The organism is Halomonas getboli, assembly GCF_023094245.1.
Classification (GTDB): Bacteria; Pseudomonadota; Gammaproteobacteria; order Pseudomonadales; family Halomonadaceae; genus Halomonas; species Halomonas getboli.
The window spans coordinates 231,934-245,581 of the sequence record NZ_JALMEW010000004.1; the positions used below are offsets into that span (position 1 = coordinate 231,934).

At 69.7% G+C, this 13,648-nt stretch carries 12 protein-coding genes; 3 read left to right on the plus strand and 9 right to left on the minus strand.

Annotated features, from left to right (window positions below; all coding sequences use genetic code 11):
* Window positions 1–129 precede the first annotated feature (129 nt).
* From MYL53_RS10425 to yrfG, 4 genes are all read right to left on the minus strand, one after another.
* Window positions 130–1,683 (minus strand): phosphoenolpyruvate carboxykinase, encoded by a 1,554-nt coding sequence (locus tag MYL53_RS10425; protein WP_247853741.1) that lies wholly within the window; start codon window positions 1,681–1,683, stop codon window positions 130–132.
* Between the two features lie 250 nt (window positions 1,684–1,933).
* A complete protein-coding gene (gene hslO / locus MYL53_RS10430) occupies window positions 1,934–2,809 on the minus strand; it encodes an Hsp33 family molecular chaperone HslO (RefSeq protein ID WP_247853742.1) in 876 nt (291 codons plus the stop codon).
* Window positions 2,810–2,926: 117 nt separating this feature from the next.
* On the minus strand, window positions 2,927–3,307 hold the full coding sequence (hslR, locus tag MYL53_RS10435; RefSeq protein WP_247853743.1) for a ribosome-associated heat shock protein Hsp15: 381 nt from the start codon (window positions 3,305–3,307) through the stop codon (window positions 2,927–2,929).
* Window positions 3,304–3,981: a GMP/IMP nucleotidase gene (gene yrfG, locus MYL53_RS10440; RefSeq protein WP_247853744.1), complete on the minus strand. Its 678-nt coding sequence runs from the start codon at window positions 3,979–3,981 to the stop codon at window positions 3,304–3,306. Before yrfG ends, hslR begins: the two co-directional genes overlap by 4 nt.
* Before the next feature lie 211 nt (window positions 3,982–4,192).
* Here yrfG and nudE point away from each other — a divergent pair, with 211 nt between their 5' ends.
* Window positions 4,193–4,780, plus strand: coding sequence for an ADP compounds hydrolase NudE (gene nudE / locus MYL53_RS10445; protein ID WP_247853745.1), 588 nt, complete (start codon window positions 4,193–4,195; stop codon window positions 4,778–4,780).
* A 52-nt stretch (window positions 4,781–4,832) separates the two neighbouring features.
* On the opposite strand, the gene MYL53_RS10450 is transcribed toward nudE, so the two are convergent.
* Both MYL53_RS10450 and ilvD read right to left on the minus strand, forming a co-directional pair.
* Window positions 4,833–5,924: an oxidoreductase gene (locus MYL53_RS10450; protein ID WP_247853747.1), complete on the minus strand. Its 1,092-nt coding sequence runs from the start codon at window positions 5,922–5,924 to the stop codon at window positions 4,833–4,835.
* Window positions 5,925–6,013: 89 nt separating this feature from the next.
* Window positions 6,014–7,858, minus strand: a complete 1,845-nt coding sequence (gene ilvD, locus MYL53_RS10455; RefSeq protein WP_247853748.1) for a dihydroxy-acid dehydratase — start codon at window positions 7,856–7,858, stop codon at window positions 6,014–6,016.
* A 408-nt stretch (window positions 7,859–8,266) separates the two neighbouring features.
* Here ilvD and MYL53_RS10460 point away from each other — a divergent pair, with 408 nt between their 5' ends.
* Both MYL53_RS10460 and MYL53_RS10465 read left to right on the plus strand, forming a co-directional pair.
* Window positions 8,267–9,373: a histone deacetylase family protein gene (locus MYL53_RS10460; RefSeq protein WP_247853750.1), complete on the plus strand. Its 1,107-nt coding sequence runs from the start codon at window positions 8,267–8,269 to the stop codon at window positions 9,371–9,373.
* A gap of 340 nt (window positions 9,374–9,713) precedes the next feature.
* The gene (locus tag MYL53_RS10465; RefSeq protein ID WP_247853751.1) at window positions 9,714–10,160 is read left to right on the plus strand and encodes a GNAT family N-acetyltransferase; all 447 of its coding nucleotides are present in this window, start codon (window positions 9,714–9,716) and stop codon (window positions 10,158–10,160) included.
* A gap of 73 nt (window positions 10,161–10,233) precedes the next feature.
* On the opposite strand, the gene MYL53_RS10470 is transcribed toward MYL53_RS10465, so the two are convergent.
* Genes MYL53_RS10470 through thiB form a run of 3 tightly spaced genes read right to left on the minus strand, consistent with a single transcriptional unit; the run spans window position 10,234 to window position 13,539 of the window.
* Window positions 10,234–10,878, minus strand: a complete 645-nt coding sequence (locus MYL53_RS10470; RefSeq protein WP_247853752.1) for an ATP-binding cassette domain-containing protein — start codon at window positions 10,876–10,878, stop codon at window positions 10,234–10,236.
* Window positions 10,862–12,538 (minus strand): thiamine/thiamine pyrophosphate ABC transporter permease, encoded by a 1,677-nt coding sequence (thiP, locus tag MYL53_RS10475; protein WP_247853754.1) that lies wholly within the window; start codon window positions 12,536–12,538, stop codon window positions 10,862–10,864. Before thiP ends, MYL53_RS10470 begins: the two co-directional genes overlap by 17 nt.
* The gene (gene thiB / locus MYL53_RS10480; RefSeq protein WP_247853756.1) at window positions 12,535–13,539 is read right to left on the minus strand and encodes a thiamine ABC transporter substrate binding subunit; all 1,005 of its coding nucleotides are present in this window, start codon (window positions 13,537–13,539) and stop codon (window positions 12,535–12,537) included. The genes thiP and thiB overlap by 4 nt, the downstream gene beginning before the upstream one ends.
* Window positions 13,540–13,648 lie beyond the last annotated feature (109 nt).

A 13,648-nucleotide genomic window follows, 5' to 3' on the forward strand; every position in this document is an offset into this window, starting at 1 on the left:
CACCCTTGTGTCGTGCCCGGCGCGGCATCCTTACTCGCACGGCTCGTTCCCTATCGAAAAAGTAGCGGAAGGCGCCGCCACTCGGCGACGCCCTCCGGAGCACGGCGCCGAAGCGCGGGCTCGTCGGCTTCAGGCGGGCCTCGGTCCCGCGGCCACGATCGCCGGGCTCACGCCCTCGAACCTGGCGAAGTTGTCGACGAAGCGCGCGGCCAGGTCATCGCGGCGGCGGTCGTAGGCGGCCTTGTCGGCCCAGGTCTCGCGCGGGTCGAGCAGCGTCGCATCCACCCCGGGCACGGCGGTCGGCACGGCCAGGTTGAGTCCCTCGAGATGGCGGGTCTCGACGCCGCGCAGCGCCCCGGACTGGATGGCATCGATGATGGCGCGGGTGGTGGGAATCGAGAAGCGCTCGCCGCCCTCCCCGTAGGCGCCGCCGGTCCAGCCGGTGTTGACCAGATAGACCTCGGCGTCCTGAGCCTCCACGCGCTTGATCAGCAGGTCGGCATAGACCCGCGCCGGCCGCGGGAAGAAGGGCGCGCCGAAGCAGGTGGAAAAGGTCGCCTCGAGCCCCTCGGAGGCGCCCATCTCGGTGGACCCCACCTTGGCGGTGTAGCCGGACAGGAAGTGGTAGGCCGCGGCCTCCCGCGAAAGCACCGAGACCGGCGGCAGCACGCCGCTCATGTCGCAGGTCAGGAAGACGATGGCGCTGGGCTCGCCGGCGCGATTCTCGGCGACCCGCTTGTCGATGTGCTCGAGCGGATAGGCGGCGCGGGAGTTCTGGGTCAGGCGGTCGTCGGCGTAGTCCGGCACCCGGCCCTCGTCGAGCACCACGTTCTCCAGCACGGTGCCGAAGCGGATGGCGTTCCAGATCACCGGCTCGTTCTTGGCCGAAAGGTCGATGCACTTGGCGTAGCAGCCGCCCTCGATGTTGAACACGGTGCCCGGCCCCCAGCCGTGCTCGTCGTCGCCGATCAGGTAGCGCGCCGGATCGGCGGAGAGGGTCGTCTTGCCGGTGCCGGAGAGGCCGAAGAACAGCGTGGTCTCGCCGTTCTCGTCGACATTGGCGCTGCAGTGCATGGGCAGCACGTCGACCTCGGGCAGCAGGAAATTCTGCACCGAGAACATCGCCTTCTTCATCTCGCCGGCATAGCGCATGCCAGCGATCAGCACCCGCCGGCCGGCGAAGTCGAGAATCACGCAGCCGTCGGAGTTCGTGCCGTCCCGGGCCGGGTCGCATTCGAAGCCCGGGGCATTGAGGATGCGCCACTCGGGTTTCGACGAGGGATTGAAGGCCTCGGGACGCACGAACAGGGTACGGCCGAAGAGGTTGTGCCAGGCGGTTTCGGTGGTCACCCGCACCGGCTGATAGTGGCCCGGATCGCTGCCCACGTGCAGCTCGGAGACATAGTGTTCGCCGTCACCGAGGAAGGACTCGACACGCGTCCACAGGGTCTCGAAGCGTTCGGCGTCGAAGGGCCGGTTGACGCTGCCCCAGTCGATGGCGTCCCGGGTCGAGGGCTCGTCGACGATGAAGCGGTCCTTCGGCGAGCGCCCGGTGCGAGCGCCGGTATTGACCACCAGCGCCCCCTGGGCGGACAGGCGGCCCTCGCCGCGGGCCAGCGCCCGCTCGATCAGTTCGGCGCTGGACAGGTTGAGGTGGGCCGTGGCGTGCTGTGTCGTTGTCATGTGGCGTTTCCTGGGCCGGAGGCCGTTCTCTCTCGTTTGCCGGGCGTCCGCGATGCGGTCTCATCCCCTCCCGGCGGCCGCTTGCGGTTGACCGTCTTGTGACAGCGGCGACCGGAACACGGAGGGGATGCGGGGCAGTATGGCAAACAAGTCGAGCGGCAGGAAATGCCGTCAGATCCACCACTTTTTTCGTAATTTTACTACTACTTCGACGATATTGACGGCGACGCATCGCGCCGCCGCCTGGGCCTCAGTGCACGGTCGGCGGCGGGCCTTCGGGGTCGTCGAGCATCGCTTCCACCTCGGCGAGCGTGAACTCGTAGCGGGTATGGCAGAAGTGGCACTGGGTGGCGATGCCGCCCTGCTCGGCGAGGATGTCGCGCAGCTCTTCGCTGCCCAGCGACAGCAGGGCGCCGGCGATACGCTCGCGGGAACAGGTGCAGGCGAAGCGCAGCGCCTTGGGCTCGAAGACCCTCACGGTCTCCTCGTGATAGAGGCGATGCAGCAGCTCGCGCTGCTCGACCGCGAGCAGCTCGGCGTCGGTCAGGGTCGAGGCCAGGTGCACGGTGCGTTCCCAGGCGTCGTCGTCCTGATTCTGCGCCTCGTCGGGCAGGCGCTGCAGCAGCAGGCCGGCGGCGCGCGTGCCGTCGTCGGCCAGCCACAGGCGGGTCGGCAGCTGCTCGGACTGGGCGAAGTAGTCTTCCAGGCAACCGGCCAGGCTGTCGCGAGTCAACGCCACGATGCCCTGGTAGCGATGGCCCTCGCGCGGGTCCAGGGTGATGGTCACCTTGCCCTCGCCCAGCAGCTCGGCGAAGCTCGCGTCCTCGGCGGGAATCGCCGCGTCCTCGTCGAGCCGGGCGATGGCGCGCAGCTCGCCGCCGGGATTGGACTCGGCCATCAGCAGCGACAGCGGCCCATCGCCGCGCACCTCGATGCTCATGGTGCCGTCGAGCTTGATGGTCTCGGTGAGCAGGGCCACCGCGGCCAGCAGCTCGCCGAGCTGGCGGGTCACCGCCGGCGGATAGTCGTGGCGCTCCATGACCTCGGCGTGCGCCTCCTGGAGGGTGACAATCTCGCCGCGGACGTTGGTCTCCTCGAAGAGGAAACGCTGAATCTGGTCGTTCATGATGCTTGCCTGGTTGGAGGTGAGGAGTAAGGGGTAAAGCGTGAGGAGTAAGGGGCAAAGCGTGAGGAGCAAGGGGATGCCACAGGCGCCTCACGCCTTGCCCCTCCCCCTCACGCTTCACTCACCCCGCATAAAACGCTTGATCTCGCGGCGCTGTTTCTTGTCGGGGCGCTTGAGCGGATGCTGCATGGCCTGATTGGCCTGGCGGCGGCTCTCGGCTTCCTTGGTCCGCCGCGCCTCGCTCTCCGCGGTCTCGCGATAGAGCTCGCGGGCCTCCGGGGCGCCGCGGCGCTGCTCGGAGAGCGCCACCACTTCGACCTCCCAGGTGTCCCAGCCCTGGGGCACGCGGATCAGAGCGCCGATCTCCACGGCCTTGCTGGTCTTGGCGCGACCGCCGTTGTAGTGCACCTTGCCGCCCTCGATGGCCTTCTTGGCCAACGCACGGGTCTTGAAGAAGCGCGCCGCCCACAACCACTTGTCAAGACGCACGCCGCTCATGCGTCCTCCCCGTCGCCGGGCCGCTCCCCGGGCAGGATGGCGGCGAAGCGGTCGAGGGCAATGAACTCCTCGAGCTCCTTCTCGGGCCGCCGGCTGTCGGGCTGCTTGATGCCCAGCAGGTGGCGGATGCCGTACTCGCGGGCACTCTCCAGCACCGCCGCGTTGTCGTCGATGAACAGCGTGCGGGCCGGGTCGAAGGGCTCGACCTCCTGCAGCAAGAACCAGAATTCCTGGGCCTCCTTGGGCACGCCGAGATCGGCGGAGGAGACGATGGCGTCGACGTAGTCCTCGAGGCCGGTCAGCGGCAGCTTCAGCGCCAGGCTCTCGCGGTCGGCGTTGGTGGCCAGCACCACCCGCGGATGGGCGCGCTTCAGCCAGCGCAGGAAGTCCAGGGCGTCGCTGCGCAGGCCGATCAGATGCTGAACCTCGCGCTTGAGCGCCACGATGTCGACGTCCAGCTCGCGGCTCCAGTAGGCCAGGCTGTACCAGTTGAGCGTGCCCTGCTCGCGCAGGATGCGCGCGCGGATCGCCTCCTGACTCGCTTCGTCGAGCCGGTGCAGCTCCGCGTAGCGGCGCGGCAAGTGTTCCAGCCAGAAGTGGCTGTCGAAGTGCAGGTCCAGCAGGGTGCCGTCCATGTCGAGAAGGACGGTATCGATGGCACGCCAGTCGATCATGGGACTCCTTAGGGATGGACGCCTTTCGGTCGGGTCGACGGCGCCGCGGAGACGTCCGCCGGGGGAAAGACGTGGTAGTGTACCCAAACGATGCCGAGGACGCATTCCAGCGCCCGACCGACCCGGGCTATCGCCCCGATTGGCGGGATTGATCGGACGCCTGCGACCGGCATCCTCAGGGAAAGACAGACGCCGAACGACCGGAGATCCCATGACCGACGACCATGCCCCCCACAAGCCGCACGTCCTGGCCCGGCGCAGCGTCGCCCGCAGCCGGCTGTTCCACGTCGAGGAGATGGAGCTGCGCTTTTCCAACGGCGCCGAGCGCACCTTCGAGCGGCTGGGCGGCACCGGGCGAGGCGTCGGCGCGGTGATGATCGTGGCCATGCCCGACCCCGAGCACGTGCTGCTGATCCGCGAATACGCCGCCGGCGTCGAGGACTACGCCCTGACCCTGCCCAAGGGGCTGGTGGATCCCGGCGAGGACCTGGTCACCGCGGCCAATCGAGAACTGATGGAGGAGTGCGGCTTCGGCGCCCATCGCCTGGAGCCGCTGGTGGAGCTGACCCTGGCGCCGAACTACATGCGCCACCGCATGCAGGTGATGCTGGCCACGGACCTCTACCCCAGGCGCCTGCCCGGCGACGAGCCGGAGCCGCTGATCGTCGAGACCCACGCCATCGACGAGATCGGCGCGCTGCTGGCGCGGGAGGACTTCCACGAGGCGCGGGCCATCGCGGCGCTGTACATCGCCCGGGACAAGGTACGCACCGAGAGCACCAGCCCGAGCCTCTGGTAGGCACCAGAAAGTGGCGCCGCTGCCCCGATGTGCCGGGGCAGCGGCACGCGATTCAGCCCTTGGCGTGCAGCCGGCGCGGCAGGCTGCCGCCCTCCTTGAGCTTGACCCAGCGCCCCTGGCGGTAGCTGTCCAGCCCCGCCTCGAGCAGGCACATCACGTCCAGCGCCTCATCGGCGGTCACCGGCGGCGGCGTGCCGCGCAGCAGGGTGCGGGCGATGCCGTCGTAGTAGGCGCGATAGTCGCCCGGCACGCCCTCGACCTCGTGGTGCACGAGCGTGACCTCGTCGCCCTCCCCTTCGTTCAGCGTCAGCCGCCCCGGCGCCGGGTCGATGCCCCAGGCCGGCTGCGGAATCTCGCCGCCCTTGAGCCACTCCTCCTGCGGATCGAGGCCGTACTTGACGAAGCTGCCGCGGGTGCCGTTGACCCGCCAGCGCGGCGTGGGCTCGGCCACCAGGGTGCTGGCCTTGAGGACCACCCTCAGATGGTCGTACTCCAGCACCGCCTGGAAGTCGTCGTCGATCTCGGCGCCGTCGCGCAGGGTGGCAAGCTCCAGCAGGACGGCCCGGGGCATGCCGAACAGCGCCCGGGCCTGGTCGAGCAGGTGCGGGCCCAGATCGAACCAGATACCGCTACCGGGGCGATGCTGCTCACGCCAGCGGTCGGGCACCGTCGGGCGGAAGCGGTCGAAGCGTGATTCCACCTCGACCACCCGCCCCAGGCGCTCCTCGTCGAGCAGCGTCTTGAGGGTCAGGAAGTCGCTGTCCCAGCGACGGTTGTGGAAGACGCTGAGCAGGCGCTCGGCGTTATCGGCCTGGACCTTGAGCTGACGCGCCTCGGCCAGGGAGACGGCGAACGGCTTGTCGAGCACCACGTGCTTGCCCTTGCCCAGCGCCGCCTTGGCCAGCGGGAAGTGGGTCTCGTTGGGCGTGGCGATGACCACCAGATCGATCTCCGGGTCGGCGAACAGCGCCGCCGCCTTGGCGTGCACCGTGACCTCGGGATAGATCGCCTGGACCCGCTCCGCATCGCTGGAGACCACGGCGGAGAGCTCAAGGCCCGGCGCGGTCTGGATCAAGGGCGCGTGAAAGGTGCGACCGGCCATGCCGAAACCGATCAGGCCGACGTTGAGGGTCTGGGTCTTCATTGCGTGGCTTCCCTGCTGTATCGAGTCTTGTGGGGGTGAAAGCGGGCCTGGAGGAAGGCGGACCCCGGCCATCGCCGGGGCCCGAAAGCTCAGTCGAGCTTGGAGAGGTCGCGCACCGCGCCCTTGTCGGCGGAGGTGGCCAGCAGCGCATAGGCCTTGAGCGCCGCGGAGACCTTGCGCACGCGCTGGATGCTCGGCTTCCAGGCGTCGCGGCCGCGGGCTTCCTCGACCCGGCGGCGCTCGGCGAGTTCCTCGTCGGAGAGCTTCACGTCGATGCTGCGATTGGGAATGTCGATGCGGATGATGTCGCCGCTCTGGACCAGGCCGATGGCGCCGCCGGCGGCGGCCTCCGGCGAGGCGTGGCCGATCGACAGGCCCGAGGTGCCGCCGGAGAAGCGGCCGTCGGTGAGCAGCGCGCAGGCCTTGCCCAGGCCCTTCGACTTCAGGTAGGAGGTCGGGTAGAGCATCTCCTGCATGCCCGGGCCGCCCTTCGGTCCCTCGTAGCGGATCACCACCACCTCGCCTTCGACCACCTTGCCGTCGAGGATGTGCTCCACCGCCTGGTCCTGGGACTCGACCACGTGGGCCGGGCCCTCGAAGACCAGGATCGAGTCGTCGACGCCGGCGGTCTTCACCACGCAGCCGTCGAGGGCGATGTTGCCCTTGAGCACGGCCAGGCCGCCCTGCTGGGAGAAGGCGTGCTCGAGGTCGCGGATGCAGCCGGTGGCGCGGTCGCCGTCGAGGCTCGGCCAGCGCGCGCTCTGGGAGAAGGCGGTCTGGGTCGGGATGCCGCCGGGGCCGGCCTTGTAGAACTCCACGACCTCGGCGCTCGGCGAGCGCATGATGTCCCACTCCTCGAGGGCCTCGGCCAGGCTGTCGCCGTAGACCGTGGGCACCCGGGTATCCAGCACGCCGGCGCGGTCCAGCTCACCGAGGATCGCCATGATGCCGCCGGCGCGGTGCACGTCCTCGATGTGGTATTTCTGGGTGTTGGGCGCCACCTTGCACAGCTGCGGCACCTCGCGGGACAGACGATCGATGTCGTCCATGTCGAAGTCGATGCCGGCCTCCTGGGCCGCGGCCAGCAGGTGCAGGATGGTGTTGGTGGAGCCGCCCATGGCGATGTCCAGGGTCATGGCGTTCTTGAACGCCGGCTTGGCGCCGATGGCGCGCGGCAGCAGGTGCGCCTCGTCACCCTCGTAGTAGCGCTTGGCCAGCTCGACGATGCGGTGGCCGGCGGTCTCGAACAGCCGGCGGCGGTCGCCGTGGGTGGCCAGCAGGGTGCCGTTGCCCGGCAGCGCCAGGCCCAGCGCCTCGGTCAGGCAGTTCATGGAGTTGGCGGTGAACATGCCGGAGCAGCTGCCGCAGGTCGGGCAGGCGCTGCGCTCGACCTCGCTCAGGGTCTCGTCGTCCACCGAGTCGTCGGCGGCCATGACCATGGCGTCGACCAGGTCCAGGCCGTGGTCGAGCAGCTTGGTCTTGCCGGCCTCCATGGGGCCGCCGGAGACGAAGATCACCGGAATGTTGAGGCGCATGGCGGCCATCAGCATCCCGGGGGTGATCTTGTCGCAGTTGGAGATGCACACCAGGGCGTCGGCGCAGTGGCCGTTGACCATGTACTCGACGCTGTCGGCGATGATGTCGCGGCTCGGCAGCGAGTAGAGCATGCCGTCGTGACCCATGGCGATGCCATCGTCCACGGCGATGGTATTGAACTCCTTGGCCACCCCGCCGGCCTTCTCGATCTCGCGGGCCACCAGCTGGCCCATGTCCTTGAGGTGGACGTGGCCGGGCACGAACTGGGTGAAGGAGTTGGCGACCGCGATGATCGGCTTGTGGAAGTCGTCGTCCTTCATGCCGGTGGCGCGCCACAGGGCGCGGGCACCGGCCATGTTGCGGCCGGCGGTGGTGGTGCGGGAACGATACTCGGGCATGGTGTCCTCTTGATGTGCTGCCGCCGCCCGTGGCCTCGCGCGTGCGTGCGAAGGCGTCTCGCACGCATCGTCGAGGCCCGGGCGGTCTTGGTGTCCAGAGCGCCGATTCTGTCATGCCCCCGGCCGCCAGGCCAGCGCCTCGCTCCCCAGCGCCGCCGGCTTCACGCCGGTCACCGGTAGCGCTCGCCCAGGCGCGGTCGTGCCCGCAGGCCATGGCCGGGCAATCGGCGAGACCCTCTTAGGCCCGCGCTGCCCCGGGAGCGTCGCACCCGGCCGCCGCGGGCTCGGCCGGGCGCCCGAGCGGATCACCGCGTGCTGATTGCCCCCTTCGATGCAGGACCCTGATACTCTGTAGTCAGCGGTGGGAACCGCCTCACCGCTATGTCAAGCGCCACAGGAGCCTTCGACATGGCCGAACAGAACCGCGTGATCGCTTTCTACGACGAGCGGATGCTGGCCCACGAGCCGGACATCGATGCGCCATTCTTGCCGGGGCGCATGGATGACCGCATCCGCAGGCTGCTGTCGGGGCTGGGTGTCCCCTGGAAGTATCCGGAACACCCGGCGAGGCTCACCGCCATCCGGCATCTGCTGGAACTCGAACCGGTGGCCGGCGTGGCCTTCGAGTCAGGCACGGCGGCGACACGCGAGCAGTTGGGGCGCGTACACACCACCTCCTATCTGGACCATATCTTCGGTCTTCGCGGCCAGAGCGCCTGGCTGGACGTGGACACCACGGCCGTGTCACCCGGCAGCGTCGACGCCGCCGAGGTGGCCGCCGGCACGGCGATCGCCGCCGTCGAGGCCGTCGTCGCGGGGAGGGCCGAGAGCAGTTTCGCGCTGGTGAGACCTCCCGGCCACCACGCTGAGCCGGTGCGGGCCCGCGGCTTCTGCCTGTTCAACAACGTGGCGGTGGCCGCCGCTCATGCCCGCATCGCCCTGGGCTGCGAGCGAGTGATGATCGTCGACTGGGATGCCCATCACGGCAACGGCACCCAGGACATCTTCTGGGCCGATCCCCATGTGCTGTTCTTCGACCTGCACCGCGCCGCCCCCTTCTATCCCGGCACGGGGGGCATCGAGGAGATCGGCATTGGCCTGGGGGATGGCACCAACGTCAACGTTCCCCTCCCCGCCGACGCCGGCGATGCCGCCTACCTCAAGGCCTTTCACGAGATCCTGGTACCCGCGGCCGAGTGGTTCCAGCCCGACCTGATCCTGGTCTCGACCGGTTTCGATCCGCATAGCCATGACCTGGCCCTGACGGTCTCCTATGACGGTTTCGCGGCCATGACCGGCCTGCTCAAGACCCTGGCCCGCCGGCACTGCGAGGGCCGCCTGGTCTTCGTGCTGGAGGGCGGCTACAACCTGATTTCGCTGTCACGCGGCGTCAGGTCGGTGCTTCGGGTGCTGGCCGGCGACGAGCCGCCGGAACCCGGACAGCGTGGCATCGCCGAGGTCGAGGCCGCGGCGGCCTTTCACCGCGGCGCCTTCGTCGGTCCCCCTCCGAGCTGACTCGCGTTGCGCGCAGGCCACTCGTCGAGGGGATGGATCGCTTCCCTCCTCGCGACCTTGGGCGTGTCACGCGACCGGTCGCAGCGACGGATGGGCAGGCCGCTTCGTAGTAGACTGTCGGCATGGGACATCGACCCTGTCGTCCTCGGGCAGCCCCGGCTTGCCTGTCACGGGGCATCCATCGCCCCGCGCTCTCACTCGACCACCGCCGGTGCGTCGAGCTCACCGGACTGGGGGCAAGCCGTGAGATCCCGGAGATACCGGCACACCGGAACCGGCACGGTCGGTCGCGCGGCATCCGCCAGTGCGGAATCTCATGCCCCGTCTGGAGGCAGCCTTGATGGAAATAGCACTGAAGGACGTCACTCGCGAGAATTTCGATGCCATCATCGCGCTGGAGGTGGCGGCATCGCAGCGCCGCTATGTCGCCGACAACCTGTATTCCATCGCCGAGTCGAAATTCCATCCGACCTATCGACCCCGCGCCATCTACTGTGACGGAGACGTCGTGGGCTTTCTCATGTATGAGTCCTTCGACCACGACGACAGGCCGCCTGCCTACAACATCTTCCGCCTCATGATCGACCGGCACCACCAGGGAAGAGGCATCGGGCACAAGGCCATGCAGGGGGTGCTGGACGAAATCCGGGCGAAGGGGCCCTTCGAACGGATCACGATCTGCTATGTGCCCACCAACCGGGTCGCCCGGGACTTCTACGCCAGCCTCGGCTTCACCGAGACGGGACTGAGCGAGGCCGGCGAAGTCATTGCGGAGATCAGGGGATGAAGCCGGCATCAAGCGACGCGTTCAGCGCCGCAAGACGCCATGCGTCACCGTGACGTCCTGCCTGGCACCGGGATCACACCAGCCGCCCACCCTCGAGCCGGCAGCGGCGGTCGGCCAGGGCCTCGATGTCGTCGCGGTCGTGGCTGACCAGCAGCACCGCCACGCCGGCCGCCTTCTGGCGACGCACCAGCTCCCAGAGCCCGCGCCGGGTGGCGTCGTCGAGCCCGGTGAAGGGCTCGTCGAGCAGCAGCAGCGGCGCACCCCGCAGCAGCGCGCGCAGTAGCGCCACCCGCTGGCGCTGGCCGCCGGAGAGTTCGTCGGGCAACCGGTCGTGGAGCCCCTCCAGCCCGACCTCGGCGAGCCCCTCGCGGATGCGGACCTGCTGTTCCCGGGAAAGCCGCATGTCCGGCGCCAGGCCGAGCCCCACGTTGAGCCACACCGGCAGGTGGTCGAAGAGATTGTGCTCCTGGAAGACGGTGGTGATGCCGCGCTCCCAGGGCGGCCGCGCCAGCAGGTCCTCCCCCGTCCAGTCGAGCCGCCCGCCGCCGGGCTCGAGGAAGCCGGCCAGCAGCGCCAGCAGGGTGCTCTTGCCGGAGCCGGACGGCCCCTCCACCGATAGGCACTCCCCCGGCGCGAGCGCGAAGGAAAAGCAGAAATCGGGGATCTCGCCGGGGTCGCAGCGGGTGTAGTGGAAGGTCAGGTCATGGCAGTCGAGCATCGGAGCGTCCTTGCGGCGAAGCGGCCCGCCAGCGGTGGCGCGGCGGGTGTCGGGTCAGGCGGTCGAGCGCGGCGAACAGCAGCGCCACCAGGGCCAGCAACAGCAGCGCCGTGGCCGCCGCCCCCTGCCAGCGATAGCCGCCGAGCTGCTGGAACAGCAGCATCGGCAGGGTCGGTGCCGCGGGGCTGCCGAACAGCGCGATGACGCTGAAGTCGCCGAGTGACAGCGTCATCGCATAGGCCAGTGCCAGCGCCAGCGGGCGGCGCAGCCGCGGCCACTGCAGCCAGCGCAGCCGGGCCATGCCGCGCACTCCGAGCTGGTCGGCCAGCCGCCGCTCCGGCGCCGAGAGCCCCGGCAGCGCGCCGCGGATCACCTGCATGGCGAAGGGCAGCGCCATGAAGGCGTTGACCAGCACCACCAGGGCGTAGCCCTCACAGCCGCTGCCGAGCCGCGGCCGCAGCAGCAGGAACAGCCCGGTGCCGAACACCAGCGCCGGGATCACCAGGATCAGCTGACCGCCGCCTTCCATCAGCGCCGCCAGCAGCGGCCGACGCCGGTCGCGCAGCCACTGGCGCCCGGCGAGCAGCGCCACGGCCAGCGCCAGCGCGCCGAGCCCGGCGCCGAGCGCCATCGACAGGCTGCGCATCGCCGCGGGAACGAGACTCGCGCCGCGTGGCATCTCGGGCAGGCCGAGCACGCCGGCCACCAGCACCGCCGCCAGCGGCGGCAACAGCAGCGCGGCCAGGCCGGTGAGGCAGAAGGCATCGGTGAGACGCGAGACGCCCTGGGCGTCGCGGCGCCACCAGCGCCCGCCAGGACGGCCAGAGCGAGCCCCCACCGCCAGCGACGGCGTGCCGCCGCGGGACAGCGCGAGTAGCCACAGCGTCAGGCAGATCGCCAGCTGGGTCAGCGCCAGCAGTGCGGCCAGGGCCAGGTCGTGGTCGAACTTCATCGCCTGGTAGAGCGCCACCTCCAGCGTCGAGGACGCCGGCCCGCCGCCCAGGGTCATGACGATGGCGAAGCTGGTGAAGCACAGCGTGAACACCAGCGCGGCGAGGCGCGGCAGCAGCGGCGCCAGCCGCGGCCACTCCAGCGCACGCCACAGTGCGCCACGCGAGAGCCCGAGCTGTCCGGCCAGCCGCCACTGGGCCGGCGGCGCCTGCTCGAGGGCCTGCAGCATCAGCCGCGCGGCCAGCGGCAGGTTGTAGAACAGATGCGCCAGCACGATGCCGGAGAGGCCGTAGAGGTAGTCGTCCGGCAGCCCGCCGAGCCAGTCGCGCAGCGGCGACAGCCAGCCCCGCCGGCCGTGCACGGCGACCAGCCCGAACAGCGCGATCAGGCTCGGGATCACCAGCGACAGCTCCATGGCCCGCAGCAGCAGGCGTCGGCCGGGAAAGCGCGGCCGCCGGGCCAGCGCCAGCGCCACGGGGATCGCCAGGCCGATGGAGAGCAGCGTGGAGAGGCTGGCCTGCCACAGGGTGAAGCGCAGCACGGCGGCCAGCCACGGTTCCTGCCACAGCAGCGCCGGATGCAGCTCGCGAGCCTGCCACAGCAGCGCCCCCAGGCTGCCGAGCCCGAGCCCCGCCACCGCGACGAGCGCGACGATGCCGGCCCCCAGGGGCCAGCGCGAATGCGTGGCCCAGCGCGTGGTGGGGCTCATCGGGCGGCGGCGTTGCGCCACTCGCGGAGCCACTCGCGGCGGTGCGTCTGCACCTCTTCCGGCGTGAAGGTCAGGCTCTCGGGCTGGATCAGCCGGTCATAGACCCCGGGCAGTTCGTCGCCGAGGTCGACGGCCGGATGCATGACGTTGCCCAGCGGAATATGGCGCTGGAAGTCCGGCATCAGCATGAAGGCCAGGAACTCGCGGGCGAGTTCGGGATGCTCGCTGCTCGCCACCCGGGCGGCCGTTTCCACCTGCAGGTAGTGGCCGTCGTCGAATTCGGCGGCCTGGTAGCGGTCGGTGCCCTCGACGGCCATGTGGTAAGCCGGCGAGGTGGCGTAGGACAGCACCATCGGCGCCTCGCCGTTCATGAACAGCGAGAAGTAGGCCTGGCTCCAGCCGTTGGTGACGGTCAACACGCGCTCGTTGAGCCGCGCCCAGATCTCGGGCGCACGCTCGCCGTAGACCTTCTTGATCCACAGCAAGAGCCCCAGGCCGGTAACGCTGGTGCGCGGGTCCTGAAGGATCACCTTGACGTCGTCCGGGGCGTCGAGCAGCGCCTCGAAGCTGTGTGGCGGCTCGGCGAGCTGCTCGGTGTCGTAGACGAAGGCGAAGTGGCCCCAGTCGTAGGGCACGAAGGTATCGTCGTTCCACACGATCGGCAGGTCGAGGGCGCCGGTGTCGATGCCGTGGGGCGTCAGCAGGTCCAGCGCGCGGGCCTCGGCCAGCAGGTTCATGTCGAGGCCCAGCACCACATCGGCGGCGGTGTCCTGCCCTTCCAGGCGAAGCCGCTGGAGGATGTCGACGCCGCCGGGCAGCGCCACGAACTCGAGATCGCAGTCGCAGCGCGCCTCGAAGGCCGCCTCGATGCCGGGCCCCGGCCCCCACTCGGAGACGAAGGAATCGTAGGTGTAGACGGTGAGGGTCTCGCCGGCCTGCGCGACGCCGGCGACCAGCAGCGTGGCAAGCGCCACACCGGTGGCATGAACCTTGGGAGCCATGGACATTCCTGTTGTTCGAGAAGTGGGAAGTGAAGAGTGGAGGATCGGACACGCAAACGCGCCCGCCATTATGCCATCGGCGGACGCGTTACGGAGGGATGGGGTTATC

Coding starts and splice junctions, on each gene's coding strand:
- MYL53_RS10470 (WP_247853752.1), bottom strand. CDS start 10,878: ATGCTCGACTGCCATGACCTGACCTTCCACTACACCCGCTGCGACCCC.
- MYL53_RS10460 (WP_247853750.1), top strand. CDS start 8,267: ATGGCCGAACAGAACCGCGTGATCGCTTTCTACGACGAGCGGATGCTG.
- nudE (WP_247853745.1), top strand. CDS start 4,193: ATGACCGACGACCATGCCCCCCACAAGCCGCACGTCCTGGCCCGGCGC.
- MYL53_RS10465 (WP_247853751.1), top strand. CDS start 9,714: ATGGAAATAGCACTGAAGGACGTCACTCGCGAGAATTTCGATGCCATC.
- thiP (WP_247853754.1), bottom strand. CDS start 12,538: ATGAGCCCCACCACGCGCTGGGCCACGCATTCGCGCTGGCCCCTGGGG.
- hslO (WP_247853742.1), bottom strand. CDS start 2,809: ATGAACGACCAGATTCAGCGTTTCCTCTTCGAGGAGACCAACGTCCGC.
- ilvD (WP_247853748.1), bottom strand. CDS start 7,858: ATGCCCGAGTATCGTTCCCGCACCACCACCGCCGGCCGCAACATGGCC.
- yrfG (WP_247853744.1), bottom strand. CDS start 3,981: ATGATCGACTGGCGTGCCATCGATACCGTCCTTCTCGACATGGACGGC.
- MYL53_RS10425 (WP_247853741.1), bottom strand. CDS start 1,683: ATGACAACGACACAGCACGCCACGGCCCACCTCAACCTGTCCAGCGCC.
- hslR (WP_247853743.1), bottom strand. CDS start 3,307: ATGAGCGGCGTGCGTCTTGACAAGTGGTTGTGGGCGGCGCGCTTCTTC.
- MYL53_RS10450 (WP_247853747.1), bottom strand. CDS start 5,924: ATGAAGACCCAGACCCTCAACGTCGGCCTGATCGGTTTCGGCATGGCC.
- thiB (WP_247853756.1), bottom strand. CDS start 13,539: ATGGCTCCCAAGGTTCATGCCACCGGTGTGGCGCTTGCCACGCTGCTG.